The 17,807-nt window shown below is 44.7% G+C and carries 1 protein-coding gene; it reads left to right on the plus strand.

Annotation, left to right across the window (positions count from 1 at the left end; translation table 11 throughout):
* Positions 1–710: 710 nt before the first annotated feature.
* Positions 711–17,774 (plus strand): LamG-like jellyroll fold domain-containing protein, encoded by a 17,064-nt coding sequence (locus CYAN7822_RS29340; protein ID WP_013334597.1) that lies wholly within the window; start codon positions 711–713, stop codon positions 17,772–17,774.
* Positions 17,775–17,807: the final 33 nt, after the last annotated feature.

Genomic DNA, 17,807 nt, shown 5'->3' on the forward strand with positions numbered 1-17,807 from the left:
AGCAAAAATAAGAAAGTTATAAGAAAAACAAAATTTTAATAAATCTTAAAATTGACGAGTAAAAGATACAAGACCACGTTTTAGTATTAGAACAGCCTTGAGGAAAACAATAACGGGAAACAGTTCAATCTATTGAGCTTTCACGGGTGTAATTGGTCTTGCTTTAAGTGTATAAAATCCGAAGCTTACATACAAGAGTTTAGCTTTATTTTTAAAATATAAGAAAATTATAAGAGTCAGCCCAAATGTTTAGATTACTTTTTGCTTGTATATCTCTCTACGTCTAGCTCTCGTGAGAAGAACAGAAAAAACAAAAAAACGGATTTAAGAAAAAATATTGCTAAAAATGATTAGCCGTGTTATTTTTCTAAAAGAGCATTTGTGCAGGTTTTTCATCTATCAAAAGAATGAACATGAAAAACCAAAAGCATAACAATAAGAAAAAGAATACATTACCGTATCCTCTTGATTAGGGGTGCTATCGTCGCGTCAATAAATGCGGCAAAGCACTTAATTCTTAATCTAATCGGTGAACCCCAAACGCCAACCTAGTAATTATTACTTCGATGGTGTGGACGCGACAGCGTAAGTATGTATGAAGGATTACAAAATCTTTCTGACCAACATCGTCAAAGGGGCTTCCGAATTTATCCCCCTCGAGACAACCAAAAACATCCAAACTGTTTTTTAATCCTAACTAAAAGTTTTCTATGATGATGCCGAGAGTTTTCGTCCGAAGTTGTACAGTTGTGCTTGCTATCTTGTTTGCCGTTCAGTCGTTGTTTCTGTTCCCCATGACAGCTAAAGCGGCAAGTTATCCCATCACAACGTCAGGCCAGGACATTCTCCCCTTCTCGGCATCATCTCCAATGCCAGCCGCACTGCTAGAGGCTAATGGTTTGCCGCTAAATATACAAGCACAACCGTCAGTCATACCATCAAACGAGCCTGAATCGCTCTCAGCAACGGATGGTTCTTTGATAGCCTCTAGAGAAATCGGCGATATCATCAACTATGGCGATAATCCGATATTTATCTTTGGTAATGACAACACAGTCAATGTGAATCAAGGCAAGGCTTCTAGGGATGAAAAAGAAAAGGAAAAAGCGCAAGAAAGAGGTGAAGTCGCTTCTCCATCCATGAGCCAAGAGCAGGTGAGAGGGCTGGTACAACAAGGCCGGGCTAAGTTAAAGGAAATGGTCGCACGAGATGCAACAAGCGGCTATATCAAAGTCACTAAGACTAACGATAGCAGTAGTGATGAAGGATCTTTTCGCTATGCGCTTCGGCAGGCTATGGCTGCCAATCACGACGTAGTCATTGATACCCGCTCGGTCGATGGCACGATGCAACTAAATACTCCTTTAAACGTAGTTGAAGGCAGCAACAATATTTGGGTGATTGATGATGGCGGCTTCACAATTGATGGACGTGGCGAACACCAGATTATCTCCGTTAACAAGAGTAGTGGCTTTGTGGTGTTTGAAGAAGTTACCTTTAAGAATGGACTAGCTCAAGGAGAAGATGCACCCAGAGATTATATATCTTATGATGGTGGTAGCTATAAGGGTGGCGGTGGCGGTGGACTTGGGGCTGGTGGTGCTTTATTTATCAATAGGGGTCAAGTTATTGTTGTGCATTCAAAGTTCAATAATAACAAAGCTCAAGGAGGCAATAACAGTTCACCGGCCGGCTATGGCGCTGTTAATGAAAGATACAAGGGACAGCAAGCAAATCGTGGAGGCAAGTTTAATATCACATCCGATTTATCCTTTTCGTCGCTATTTATTCCTGGATCTGGTGGTCAAGGCGGACCAGAATGCGGAAATTATAATGTCTGTGGGGCTGATCCAATACAGAATGGAGGAAATGGTGAATTTGGAACCGGCGGCGGAGGTGGTGGCGGAGGTGGCCGAGATAATAAGGAAGGTGGTGATGCCGCTAGAAGTGGTGGACCTGGTGGTAAGGGTGGATTTGGAGCCGGCGGAGGTGGTGGCGGTGGCGGTGGCTACGACGACGGCGAATGTGACGATTATGAAAATGATCAGGGATTTGGTGGACCTGGTGGTCAAGGTGGTGCTTATGGAGGGAAAGGTCGCAATGGTAATCAAGCCGGCAGAAATGGATGTGATGCTGGATGGGGGGGTTACGGTGGCGGTGGTGCCGGTCTTGGAGGAGCCATTTTTGTCCGCAATAGCGACAATGAACAAGGCAGTTTAGTTGTATTTGAGAGTAGCTTTGAGAATAACGTAGTTCAACAAGGAACATCAACAAAAAATCCTGATACAGTGGAAAATACGGTTGGGGAGAATGGTCAAGCGTTAGGTGCTGCTATCTTTACTACAAAAGGAGAAAAAATAGACAATGGCACATTCGATTTTATGTTGTCTAGTAGTGTTCCAACTCTTAGTTTGAGCCTAGTGAATGAGAGTGGTGAAGACATCAGCACTAGCGACAAAAATAAAGTTAAAGAGGGAAAACAAGCTCTCTTCAAGATTACAGCCGACCAAGACATTCCCAACGGCACAACCATCTATTTCTACCTCACCTATCCAGAGGAAAATAAACCAACTAAAGGAGAAGATTTTGCCTGGTCAGACACAGAAGTTGGCTCAGTTAAACTTGGGTCAAACATGAGAGAGTTTTACCTTAAACGGGGATTAGGGGATACCAGCTTTACGGCGGTGTCAGACAAGGTTGACGGTGGCATTGAGTTCAACGACGACTACAAAAGAGAAGAAAATGAAGCGTTCACCATTAACCTACTCCCCAGTGGTAGCTACAAGCTAGGTGACCAATATACTCAACAGGTTGTTATTGAAGATATGACAGCGATCGTTGAGTTATCATTAGTGGATATCAACGGCAAACCTATTGATAAAGTCTGGGAAGGAGAGCGGGCTATCCTTCAGGTGAAAGTAGACGAGAACTCCCCAAGAGAATCTATGATCCAGGGGACGGAGTTGCGTTTCAAGCTCACCCAAGGTACAGGCTTAAAAGATACTGATTATCAAGGGGAAGAGGAAACTAACGGTTACATCAGCCGCACCCTAGACAAAGCTTATGAAGAATACTATCTCAACATACCCGAAACACAGGGAGAAACCAACGCATTAGGGGCTTACGCTGGAGTCCGAACCTATATTGATAAAGAGGTAGAAGGAGACGAATCCTTCACCGTCGAGCTATTAGACTATGAAGATGCTCAATACAAGCTCAAGAATAACCTGCAACAGAAGCAGGTTATCATAGACGACGCGAACTACGAAGCCGAAATTCTGATAGATGAAAGTAACCTTGACATAGCCGATGTAGCCAATGCTCTAGCCCCCAAAGACGGCCCGACTAAAACCTCTGAAAATACTATCGATGTATCCAATCTTAAAGGGCTAGGGTACGCCACAGTACAAGTAAGCCGCAAAAACGGCGACAAAAAGGTTTACTCTAACTTATTTAACAATGCCTTAGCCGCCGGATTACCCGTACATTACACCCTCACCCGCAATGACGAAGAAAACGGGGGATACGGGGAAGAATATTTCAGTAACAAACTGAACTACAACAACGATAAATACAATCCTCATCAAATCGTTAATGCAGTAGTCATACCTGTCACCCCGCCGAGCGACTCCCAATACAATCAATTACAGCCAGGACAAGCTCGAATCTATTTTGCGGCGCTGCCAGATGCCGTAAAAGAAGAGCCGGAGGAGTACACTCTAACCCTAGTTCCCTTCGATGATCCCAGTTATAATCCCGATTTAGAAAACAACATCTCCTCTGATCAGATGTTCCAGTTCTACACCGTCAAAGAAAATGCTAAACAAGCAACCTTTACCCTCAACGACAGTGGAGAATTCCTGCCCGGTATCCTCATTGCTGACAACATCAATGGCGAGCTGGTAGATGAAAATAATACCTTAGTCCCTAATCAAGATGGGACAGTTAAATTCTCGGTTAAGCTTTCCAGTCAACCGACGGCTGATGTTACGGTAAATACGGGGGGAGTATCCCTTATCTTTACTCCGGCCAATTGGTATACCTATCAGTCAGTAACGCTCTCAGAAGTGGCGCCCGGAGACATAATCAACCTTACCGGCAGCAGCGAGGATAATAACTACAAAGATGGGGTTAATCGCCAGATTACCCTAGTTGAATCTTATGATCACTTTAAAATTTCAGAAGGAGCAAGTCCGGATGTTTCTAAACGTAGCGTAACCCTCAACGTCACCGCCAGCAATGATACCAACCTCGAAGGATCTCCATCACCGGGGGAATTTGTCGTTACCCTAGGCCAGCTGCTACCGTTTGATCTTCCTGTTCAATACACCCTAAAAGTAAATGATGTAACTGAGACAACAGACACCCTCATCGTACCCAAATATCAGCAAAGCGCGAGTCTAAAATATCTTGTTCGGGACGATGACATTGTGAGCGGCACAAAAACCATCAGCATCACCTTGACTGCCGAAGGGTTACCCGAAGGTGTAAGCATTTTACCCGCAGGAGAAACTGCCAGCTTTATTGTAAAAGATAACGATAAAGCTCAAATTCGATATACCAAGCACTTACCTGCTGAACCTGTGCCTGGGGATTTCGTCAACTTCTTCCCTGAAGTGGAAGTTTTGGGCAAAAATGAAGATCAAAGCCTAATCATTCAAGAATCTGATGCACTGATCAAAGATATTATCTTAGAACCCGTTGACTCTGGGAAAGCAGATAACAGTGCTTCTTCTAAACCTCACCCCGGAGTACGAGTAGAAATAGCCCCGGTGACTGAAACAGTTGAACCTAAAATTCAACTCCCTTATCTCACTTTCCCTGATCAAGCAGAAATAGCTTATTATAATCCTAACTTTGAAATTAAAAACATTCCAGCTAATACCTACCTCCGGGCGATCACCTATCTGACTCCCAATGAGTCCAAAAACGAAGATTATATTTATCACTTCATCACAGAGGTTGAAGCGGTTAACTCAGCAGATGACGGGACTTTCAATGCAGAATCGGAGCTTTGGCTCAATAAATTTGGCCCTTATGGGGATGCGGCGCAACTGATCAGACCTGATGATGAGATTCATTTGAAGCCGGGGCAAACTTATTACCTAGAAGCCCGCTACAAAGGCGGAAATGCTGCCGGAAACCTGATGGTTAAGTGGAATGGTGACCAAGACGAACAATTAAATATTATTAAAAATCCGTATCTCCGGGCTGAACTTATTCGTCATGGTTTCTTAGTCGAGACTTGGAATAACCTGATCACTAACGATGTTTCAGTCTTGACTAACAATGATCGTTACCCAAACCAACCCACACAATCGGGTAAGTTCCTCGCTCAGGCTTTAGATCTGCCCGAAACCAACAGCCAAAATAAAGGCCGACGGATTAAAGCCCTCATTACCCCACCCGAAACGGGAGATTATACTTTTTGGATCGCCTCTAACGGAAATTCTGAGCTACGCTTAAATCCTAGCGGTGAAGCGGCTGAAGCGACTGAAACCATCGCTCAAGTCGAGGGTCAAGAAATCTACGCCTCTGTTGCTTTTCAACCAAACGAGACCAAACATTTTGTAAGAGTTACAGTTGAGCGAGGAAAACCTGACGAGACAATAACACCTAATTTTGATTCTCAATACTGTAGACCAAAAGCTACTATTGAATTCAACTCGGACATAACTCCTCGTATTGATCCAGATAGCTGGTTAGAAATAACTGGGGACGATGGGCAAACAATTAGTGGCTATCGCAATCAGGTTTATGCTGAAAAAAATGAGGGTATTGTAAAGCTCTGTGATCAAATTTCAGGCCACGATAAGAATCAAATAAATATTAACATGGGTATCTCAGGCTCATCTAAACCGGCTTCCCACTTTGTGATAGACAGTCATAATCTAGATGATTTATCTACTGTTGATTTTCCCGCCTATCAGCAATGGGATTGGAATGAGAGCCAAAAATCTAGCCCTATTCACTTAGAAAAAGGAAAATATTATTATCTGGAAGCATTGCAGGTTAATTTCACAGAAGCCGACCATCTATCAGTCGCATGGCAGCCGCCAAGAGCTATTAGACCAGAAATTTTACCCGCCAGTGTTACAACAATTCCTAGAACTATTATTCCGATCCGCTTAAAAACTCCAAGTTACAACATCGAAGATGATGGACAAATTGCGGCTGAACTTCAGTTAGAGCCAAGCCAAGTCTCTATTTTAGGTCAAACCTATAACGTTAAGAGCGTAACTCTAGAAGAAAATGCACAACTGAATTTCGTTTCAGGTTTTCTCGCTCAAGCGTCTGAAATTAAGCTTGATCAGGGTTCTGCTCAATCTGTCATCCTCAAGCCGCTAGATAACCCGATCAAATTAGAAATCTTGAACCTTACCGAAGGCGAACGAGGAAGGATTAGCCTTCAGCTTGAGTCTCAACCCGCAACGAATCTAGAGGTTACCCTGAGTGAAAGTGGGGTAGGAACATCTGCCGGGGCGGACCTAGAAATTTATTGTGCTGACGGCAACCCTTGTCAAAAACTTACCTTTACCCCCGAAAACTGGAACCAGCCCCAATATTTGATAATTGAGGGAATCAGAGCCGGTTATGATGCTAGTGGTTATAATCCCGATGATTCTCAAATCAACCTAAACGCCACAGGTGACGGTTTAAATGAAAATTTCATTACCGTTAACCTTTTACCTGCCACCTTAGATAGTTTTGCGGTGTATCACGTCAAAGCTAATGGCGAAACTCTAAGCGGCGTGAACTTTATCGATCCCCAAACACAACCAGAACCTCCCAGTGTTACCTATACAGATAGAGACGGTAATCAGCAGCCCTTAGCTTGGACATGGGCACTGGATAATTTGGACATAGTCGCACAACAAAACGGTAGTGAAGTCTTACGACTAATTCCCCATGAAGAAGAGCTTCCAGCAGGTAGTCCCGTTACTCCAGTGTTACTAACCGCTCAAGCATTGGTCAACGGCAATTTATTTAAAGGAGAACAATGGCAGGGCACGATTGCAATTACTGGACTACAACTTCAAGCAGAGGGTAACCAATCGACAAAAATGGCCGATGTTAAAGTTATCTTAAGCGATGGTCAGCCCACTATTGAGGTACACAGCACCTTTACGGGAGAAGAGGACTTAAGCTCACCTACTTTAGTCACTTATAGCACCACTGGAGGAAAAACCATTGAAGCTAAAGTCAATGAACCTCTAATAACCGAATACGGAATATTTACGCTAGAAGTTAATGATCAAACCCGATGGGTTTATGAGCCTAATCCAAGGCAACAGCCGGACCAATTAGCTTTTACTGTTAAGGACGGAACACAAGAGAAAGAGATTGTAGTTGACCTCAGTGAATGCAACACCAGTCTGCAAATTCCCACCAGCTTACTTACTATCCCTGATGCGACAAAGCCTTTAGCTACCATTTCAGCCGCAGTATCAACAGTCAGTGAAAACCAGTCCGGGGTCGATCTCACCATACAACTAGACTCAGCACCCGCAGAAGATACCCAAATCTACTACAGCATTGATACCCCAACCCCAGAAACACCGAGCAATAGTGCCCTAAGCCTAAATGCTATAACCGATCAAAACTATGCTTTAGAGTTCCCAGATCCAGGTTTTGCAATAGGGGGTCAAAACGGAAATGGCACGATTGAAATGTGGGTTCGTCCTGCCGCATTTACAGGCAATCAAAGCTTATTCATTACTTCTAACTCCTCCTCAGACGGTTTGATTTTAAATGATGCAAAAATTGAAATCAAAAAAGAAAATTTAACGCCATTATCAGTTGATCTTCAGAATGATTTAGGGATATTGCCGGGTCAATGGTTCCATGTCGCCTATAGCTATGAAAACAATGGTGAAGCGAGACTCTACATTAATGGCGAAAAACAGATGGGTAGTGAATATAAAGAATCAATTTTCCTACCAAGAATCAAAGCCATTGGTCGCGGGTCAGACAAAAACTACTTCAAAGGCGCTATTGATGAAATACGGATCTGGGATATCCCTCTAAGCGACAAACAAATTCAAACGCACTACAACGCCACCCTCCCCATCCAAGAAACAAAGATTGCTGAACACCTTGTAGGTTACTGGAATTTCAACCAGCAAACTCTGACTAATGCGATGGATGAGAACCAAACAGTTCAACTGATCGGAGACGGTGAACCGATCAACTTACAGCAGTCGGGCCTTTGGGCGATACGGGGAGCGGCAGAGCAAGAGAAAGACTATAGCTCGCTTAGTGGTTTCACTAGCCAGCAACGCAACCTTTTCGGGCTAGATGCCGGGACGCTAGGAGGCCGTACAACCTTTGCGATAGGTGACTTTGATGGTGACAATCAAACAGATGCTGTCATTGTCGATGGTCACGGTGAGGCCATGCTTTACCAAAATCAAGGACAAACCCGCAATGGAAAACCCCAATTTAATGTTCAATCCCTCGGCCTAAATTTGGGTGAAGCCGCACCGATATCCGCAGGAGACATGGATACTGACGGCGATCTTGACCTAATCATCGGCAAGAGTAGCGGGGATGTTCAAATAATCGAAAATAACGGCTCTAGGTTATTCCCAAGCTTTCGACAACCGCGTGCCCTCATAGGTGATGGAAAAGCTTTAAGGATGTCTGGACCAGTCGCCCCAACCTTAGCGGATCTAGACGGCGATGGTATACTAGATCTCATTAGCATTGACAGTACAGGTCAAATGAGTGAGTTTACCGTAGGGACAGCCGAAGGAAAAATGAGCCTACAGCGTAGTGTCGCTCACCGGTTACCCAAATTGGGAGCCAATGAGCAAGGTTACTTTGTCCAATTCTTTGACCTAGACCAAGATGGCGATCTAGATGCCTTAGTAGATAACACCCGCAATCGTCCAGGACAACTGGGGAACGGTTACCACTATTATGTCAACTACGGGACAACCGAATCACCCTACTTTGTAGAATCGTTCCACAGTAGTGTCAATGTCTTTTTACGAGATTTAGATACCCAAGTTACCTACGGTAATCGCACTCTCAATAGTCCTTATGACCAAGTCCAGTTCTATAGCTTTGCAGATTGGAATCGGGACGGCAATCCGGATCTCTTCCAAAGTGACAACCGAGGGGAAATACACCTACGAGAAAATGATCGTTTAGAATCGGTAACCATTCGGGCCGGACAAAATAGTGTCACCTTACCGATACAACTGATAGATGATCACCAAGTTGAAGGGACGGAAGTTATTCATATTCACCTGATAGAAGGAAGGGCAGATGCGGCTGACTATCACACCGAAGTGGGAACAGATCACATCACCCTCGAAATTACGGATAATGATATTGCAGATATCCAAGTCCTTAATGCTAATGGAGAACCGATAGATTTAACCCATCCGGTTAACGTATCGGAAACAACAGGAACAGCTACCCGGTATCAGGTCAAGCTAACCAGTCAACCCACCAGTGATGTACAGCTTACCATCGCTACCAGTAGTATTCTTCAAGGTTTAATTTCTAGAGACTCAGAGGGCACATATCTACCGACGATCACCTTGCTGATTCCTAGCAATCAATGGGATCAGCCGCAGGTTTTCTGGGTCAAAGGAGTCGATAATCGCATAGATGATCAAGATGCAACCTTCGGCTATATCATTACCACCCAAAGCACAGATTATACTTATAGCAATGGTCTGAGGGTCTTACAAGCGATAAGTACCGATAATGACGATCAGGTTGGGTTAAATCTTACCTTTGATACCTTGCCAGATGTGGCCATTGCCCAAGGTGCTTTACACACCACCGAAGGACAAATTAATACGGTTAAAGTCTCCCTAAACAGCCAACCAACCGAACCGGTAATGGTTATACTCGACCCAACGGATCGAGAAATCACCTTCTACCCTCAGCGACGAATGGCTGAATCAGTAGAAATGGATTCCCTCAGCCGCCAATTCAAAACAATTCGCACCCGTAAAGCGAAAAATGGGAATTGTAACCCCGGCGATGGTCAACTGGATGGGACAATCAAAGTCGGGCAATACGGAACCCTGTGCTGGCGTGCTAATGGAGACTATACTTATACTCAAACTCAGCTTGCATCAGAAGCTAACGCCAGAGATGAGTTTTCTTTCTCGATTGACAATGGCTATGGTTTTCTGAGTAATGATGGGATCAGTATCCCTGTTGCTTACGCAGTCAATGAGCAAGAAACTGTCCCAGAAGAAAGCGGATCACTCAATCTCATTACTTATACAGGTAACCTTTTCTATAATACCAACGAGTTAGCTGGTCAGCCGATCCAACTTTATTTCACCCCTCAAGATTGGAATTTAGAGCGCACTGTTGCAGTAGCGGCAGTCGATGATGACACAGTGGAATATCACCACGAAAGCCAGATCAAGGTTCGTCTCTGGGACCCCAATCAAACCTTATATGGTAGCTACGGTAGCCTGAAATCGACGTACGATTCCGAAATTACTACTCTTACTTATACTTTACCCACAGAGCTACAACTCGAAGCCGGAAAGTATACTGAACCCCGAATTTATTTTACTCAAGCAGACGACAAAACGAAGAATCATACCCTAGATTTTCAGGTTACAGCGATCAACGATGAAGAAGGGACAGTCACTTATAATGTAGTGGCTATCATCGACCAAAACCTCGATCAACCTATCGTTCTGACTCAGAGTGAATCCCTACCCGGAGTCTTCATTGGCCAGATTGAGCTAAAAGTAACTGGTATGAGTCAGGAAATGCTCGATCCAGCCTATCTCGCTACAGGTGAAGCCGAACTTCGGGTCAGTATTGAAGATAACGACAAACCTATTGTAAGAGCGGGAGTTGACCTAAACGCGCCAGAAAATACTCATCCGGGCTATTTTAGCCTCAATGTGATGGAACCGGTCGGCGACCCCAGTGGGCTACCTGTGCATTACAAGATATATGCGTTTGAGGATGGCCCTAACTTCGGTGCTACCGCAGAAAGAATAGAGCATCAAGGAGATCCGGGCCCAGACTTCCAGTTACCCGAAACCTTAAAAGAAGGTACGTTATACATACCATCTGGCCAAACTAAGGTTCTTTTCCCCATCTTCCCGATAGATGATTTCGTTCCTGAGCAATCAATGGCGGTACGTTATGAGACGGTAATTGTCGAAATTCAACCCCCGAATGATACAGATAACTATCGCTTAGACGAATTCTACCCAGATACCCAAACCGCCGCCGTCCGCATTTTGGATAATGAGGAAGTTGGACTCAAAATAGTCATTCCTGCCGATGGCTTAAAGATTGATGAAGGGAAATTTAACGGCTTCCGGGTGGGTCTTAAATCTCAACCTCAACAGGATGTAGCCGTGAAATTCTACTATAACGATATTCTGTCTGATAACCAAAGAGACCTCACCTATCTAGATATTGACTCTGCTACCTTTACCCCGAACAACTGGAACCAGTGGCAAACTATCGATGTACGCGCATTCAATAATCTGAAGGAAAACCGAGATGATATTCATCCCCGTTACACCGATCTCTATGTGGCAGTAGGGGAAGATAATACAGATCCCTTCTACAACAGCCTAAAAGGTTTACTTAACCTTACCGCAGAAGTGGATAATCCTGAAGCAGTGACTATTGAAGGTACTGTCAAGATTGAGACTACAGGTGATTACGGTACTCTAACTACACTGAACGATCAAGGTGACTTTAGCTACGACCTTAAAGATGAGCCAGCTATCCTTGCAGAGATTGCCCAATCGCCTTTAGGTAAAGTGTTCGATGTATTTGACTACACTATAGAGAAAGACGGTACTACAATCTTAGACCAAAAGTTAGCCGTTGAAATTCGCGCTCTCAACGATACTCAAATCGATCATGAGCCGGGTTTTTTAGAGGGCGACTTTGGAACTCTTATTCTCAATAGAGATGGTAGCTACACCTATACTTTAGAAGAAGGAAAATTACCAACTGATGACAATTGGTCTATTCATGATTCCTTCCTGTACGAGCAGACAACTGAAATCCCTGGACAAACACCTCTGATAGACCGTTATGCCCTAAATCTGACCGTCACCCAAGACATGGATGCTGAAGGTAACATCACAATGTATGCTCAGGCTAATGGGGATACGGTTCAATTCTGTAGCGATGACCTCACCGTATGCGAGAATGTTGTCGAGGGTAATGTCATCATCAATCAAATCCCAGATCCGGACGCGGCGCAAAAAAATCTTTCTGTCACGATCACTAAAATAGGCCGTACCACCTTAAAACCTGTGGTCACAGCTATGATCCTTCGGGATAGTAATAACCAAGATCTAGAAGTTGCTGGTGTCCCTCTGTATGCTAACCCCCTCCATGCCGCTAATCCTTTGAACCGCGCTAAGATTTATGTCACTCCTGAACAAGCACTGAAGGGAAATCACGGCGTATTAACCCTTAATGCAGATCGCACCTATACCTATACGATTGACAAAGCGGCTCTGAGTCATAACTTAGAAGACTTTGATGAGCGGGTCGTTCACGATCGCTTTACCTATGACCTCGATAATCACGGCGACGGAATCCTAGAACTGGTTACCGTCTATACTCAAGATCCCCAAAATAGCTGTCCAATGGTGGTATACGCTAACGGTATTCCCCTAGAAGAGTCTCAAAACTGCGGCAGTTTCAGCGGCCAGTTAGAAGAACCCCAGACGGCTCAAGTCCTGCGCTATGGCCTGGCTACAGCAAGTGTGCATCTCCAAGAGCAACCCCTAGATCCCTTTGTGGTAGCCGAAGGGTTAGAAAACGTCCTCCCGCTTTTAGATGAAAACATCAACAATATCAGCCTTCCGGTCTTGGGTCGCCTAGGTGGGGGTCAGGAGGCTGATGAATCGGGAACCGCAACCAGCGCTCAAATACCCAGCTTCGGAGAGCGCTTACTGGCGATGGTGACTAGCCAAATTAAGAAACAGCCTCATCTAACCACCGCCGAGTTAGAAAAAGTTCTTAAAAAAGCCCTTCAGGCGACGTTTGCCGAGTACGGTATTCCCCTCTATGTGATCAAACTCGATAGCGAGAAACTGATCCTCCAACTGTCCTTTAATTGGGGTCAAGGTGTCTCTACTGAAGGAAAAGATAGCGATTTTGGTATACCTGCCCTTCAGGGTCATGGGGAAGCGAGTGGCCAGGCCAATTGGAAAATCAGCATAGATCTGGTATTTGGCATTAAATTCCGGGGAACTGAGACAAGCGGCACTAATATTACAAACCAAGTCTTTATTGTCACCGACAAAGCGGCTTTAACGGATTTGACCAGTAGTCCTAAGAGCAAACCGGTCACTATTCCTAACTTCTTAGTCAAGACCTTTCCGGGGACGGTCGTCTCGGCCGATGGAATTCGCTTTACAAAACAGAATGGGAACGAAGTCGCACCGCCTACGAATAACAATGACATTAACGATCAACTCAAGACTAAATATTCCCAATCAGAAGATCCAGAGCTTCAACAAGCTCCGCCGCAAATTACCTGGGATTGGAAAGAGATCCCCGGTCATACTCCAAAACCTGAGCGTAACAAGGATAAGTCGGTCATGGTGGGATACGCCGTTAAGGGTGAAGAGTTAGAAGTTCCCTTTATTGAGATCTCTTTACAACAACCGGCCTCCATTGTGCCGAATCAAGCCGCCGAAATAGAAATCAATGCTTTATTTGATCCTGAACATTATTTAACTCAATGGAATTCTGGAGAGAGTTTATCTAGTTTGCCTTCTAAGACTAAATATCTGAAAGCAGTTATCGATTATCTCAAACAGATTGAAATCAACTTTGCCGACCGTGAGATTCAAGCTACCGATCTATCTGGTAAAGCAACTTCCCAGGTACTCAAAGTTAGCTTCGGTCTTAAACTAAAAGACAATAAAGAACCCGGCGCAGGAGGAATAGAAATAATCACGGTCAAGCCGGTTTTGGATTTGGATAACACCCCTCCAACCGTCGACCCCGCTTTCCCCGATGACAAGAATGTCCTAATACAGACTAGCTCGGTTTACGCAGACCCCGGCAGAATTACAACTACCTGCGGTCAAAAAACCGCTCAAAATCCTTGTCCAAACCTGCAAAAACTAAATGTGCTGGCAACGCTAGAAGATGGAAAACAAACCCAGGTGCAGTTACCTCGTAAAGCAAACGCCTTTAAGAGTGGGAAACGATACAAGGAACGGGTAAAACTCCAGGATGGGGAACTGGCCCTGACGGGGACTTTGAAAGCCAAAGATGCTAACACTAACGAAATTGAATGGACCTGGAAATTTTACACCGACGCTGAAAATGAAATACAGTGGCCAAATAATGCCAAGCTCAAGGATGTTCACATCACTCTAAATGGGGGAGCAACTTCTCAGGAAGTGACATACACTATCAATGGCTACTCAGTTATCTTCTCCGAAGCCGGGGATGAACAGCCGAAAGATCCAAAACAGGAAGCCGTCAGTAAAGTGACGATTGAAGCCAATGCCTCAGCCGATTTTCTAGCCACCGGACAGATGGGTCCTTTAGCCGCCAGCTTTACCCAAGCCCTTGTGCCTCCTGCACCCGCCAGTAATGCCAATGCCGGTGATTTACCAAAAATTTATAAAGACTTATCAGCTAAATATTCGGATCGCCAAAAAGTGGTGACGCTTACAGATGAAAATGCTTCTCCCGGTCAAGGGACACCCCTTTATGTCGTGGGCAAATATGGGGTATTGAGTATCTGGCAAGATGGGACTTCCCATTACACCTTAAGAAAAGAAGCCACAAGCGATAAGACTAATCTGTATTGCCCAGGTACGAGCGCAGACGGTACTTTTATCTTAAATCAGGCAAGCAATGCTGTGGAAGCGGGGACTTATGAGGTTTGTCAGGCCCTTCTGGCCACAGATAGCGGCGGTAAACTCCTGCACTGGAAACCCGACCCTGCGGCTGAGACTCCGGTTTATCCGCCCCAAAAGCTTGATTTCATGGGCTATCAAATGCAGTGCCCCTCGCCAACTGACTTAATAGACGGTATACCTTGCACTGAGTTTACTCGTCACATCCTGATCTCTGAAGTGAGCAAGGAAGACCTAAAAGGAAAAGGAGTTCCTAGCTTAGAAGCCGCCTACTCCGTTCAGAGCAATGATGTTCCTATTACGGGTTGGCAAGAGGTATCACAACTTCCCAACTATCGTTCTCTTCAAGAGTTAAGAGACGAAATTAATAACGGGAATACAGAAGAAACTTTTGAGCTTGACAAGCTTGAGGATGAGTTCTTTATTGCCACTGACCGAGAGCAGACTTTTCAAAAATTGTCAATCCGCATTAAGTCTAACGATGGGTTAGAAGTAGAGTTTAATGGCAAGCTATTAGATCAGTTTAACAAACTCACTGAAGATATTGATAGCGATGGCATAACCGACACCGGATTGGGTAATCTCTTTGATACAGAGCCTATTGCCCTGAAAATCGTAAAAGTTTCTCCTTCTAAAATTGCACCTATGGCTAAAGTTCGGGCATACATGGAAATTGCTTTGCGAGATCCCAAGAGAAACACGTCTACAGAAGGAACACAGCAGAGCGGTTATCCTAATGGGATCATCCCGATTGCAGAGATAACCCGAGTTTCAGATTATTTCCTGTTCAGTTTGGGGGGGAACTTCGCCTTCTACATGAATACCAATTTGGGACTAACCCCTGTGGACAATACTCTCTCTCAAGAACAACCCATATCCTTACCCTTGCCTTCGGTTAACTTGAAACTAGGCATTACCCTCAATGCAACCGCCCAAGCTTCAGCCAGCAGTAAATTATCCAGTGCTAACCCCGATGTGGTTATCGGCCTTTATGACTTGGGACTTGACTTAGGTGAGTTTTTGTCCGATCAGTTTGCGGCTGTTCTTGGTAAATGGAGTGACATTGTAGACCCGGCCAAGCCAATTGTAGACACTTTAAGTGCAGACACTAAGATTTTTAACAAGTTAAATCTTCAAAGCGTCTTTGATATTAATGGCGATGGCCGAGTCACACCGCTAGAAATTCCGACTCCCTTGCTGCAAATTGTGGGAGGAAATTCCCAAAAGTATAAACAGAGATTAGAACAGGTCAACAAATTTTTGAACCAGTTTATGGAGCTTCTGAAGCTTTACCAAATTTCTGTTGATTTAGGCGAGCAACTCAGAGGAGTGACAGCCTTGTCTGAACTCGTTGTTTCCAGAGATGGATTCTTAGTCAATCCCGACGACATCCGGGTTAATCCTCTAGAGGGTAGTGAACCTATTATCCCCGGTTTCCAACCCTATGCCGATAAATATGGTCATGTCATTTTGGGGAGTACAATGGGCTATCAATACACGACCCAACTCGGCCAAAAAGGAAGCGGTGGCGATCAACCCCAACAACCCAAAGTTAGTCCGGATAATGTCAAGGAAGTTCAGCCAGAAAAACCTGCATCGGCGAATAAGAACAATAATGCTAATGTGGGCAAGATTAAAGATAAAATGCGAAACTTCCTCAGTAAGAGTGGTTTCATTGATTTTCCGATCTTTACTAACCCTCTAGATGTGATCAAGTTCGTTTTGGGTGATCCCACCGAGATTGTAACTATTACCCTTCCTGATTTGTATTACGAGTTTATGGTGTCTCGGGAGTTCCGGCCTTATCCTGGCATTATTGCAGAAATTGTCGGTACGCTAGAGTTTGGGACTAAAGATATTTCTCTGGGAGTTGATACGGCGGGTATCCTAGCGATAGTCTGCGGCAGCGATACCCCGCAAGCTATCTGGGAGTGTCGTGCCCAAGGACAAAGTGAATTATCTTCGTCTGTGGGACAGCATTTTCTCCGTTTACTCAATAGTATTTACTTAAAAGATTGGTCGGTGGCTAGTTATGGGGCAGAGGGCGATAGCGCGGCCAATTATTGCGACGGTTCCCAATGTTGGCGAGGATTTGAACGGGAAGCTCCGGGCGGCAAGACGATTTTTGATAAGAATGAACTCCAAGGTAAGGGAGGGGCTGATCTCGGATTTGGTTTAGATGCCTTGGTTGCCTCGGTGACCTTACGAGGTGGTCCTCATATTGAGGGCGGCGCAGATATCGCTGATCTCTGTGAGGCAACGACTCCCGATGTTTGTGATCCGATTAAAGTGGGCAGTGTTACAGCCGGAGGTTTCTATGATGGTAAGATCCGAGCTTGGGACTTTATCGCCCAAATTGCGGATGTGTTTGAGGGTGATAGCTCAGGGTTGAGTTTATTCAACGTCTTCTTTCAAATTTATGTTGAACTCAAAGCGGTTGTCAAAGTCCTAGGCGCTGAAGTTTGGTCGAGCAGGTTGGGTCGTTTTCCGATTTACACCTTTGTGCTGGATGGGGGCAACTTTAATAGCAATGGTGTATGGGGAAGCGATGGTCACCCGGTTGTAGGTGCGGCCCTCTTCTTCGATGCTAATGGCAACGGACTTCCCGATAGTGGTGAACCCTTCACCTTTACCGATAGTCAAGGTCGCGCCGCCCTCCATATTCCTTATCAGTTCTTTGACAAGAATGGCGATAGAGTAATTGATGAGCGGGATGGTCGTATTGTGATGCTCGATGGAGTAGATACACAAACCGGAGCGCCTCAGCTTGAAAGACTTGTGGCAGTTCCTCAAGCTAAGACTGTTAGCCCCTTAACTACTCGGATTAGTGATCTCGTTGATCTGGGACTATCGGTAGATGAGGCTCAAGTACGGGTCAGAAGTAGTTTCTATTTCCCTGCCGAACTAGACTTCCTACGCTAAGAACAAATGTATTTATTTTGGTTTTTCAAGCTG

This window comes from Gloeothece verrucosa PCC 7822 (genome assembly GCF_000147335.1).
GTDB classification, from domain to species: domain Bacteria; phylum Cyanobacteriota; class Cyanobacteriia; order Cyanobacteriales; family Microcystaceae; genus Gloeothece; species Gloeothece verrucosa.

Bases quoted from the DNA above. Each gene is read 5' to 3' on its own strand.
- CYAN7822_RS29340 (WP_013334597.1), top strand. From the start codon at position 711: ATGATGATGCCGAGAGTTTTCGTCCGAAGTTGTACAGTTGTGCTTGCT.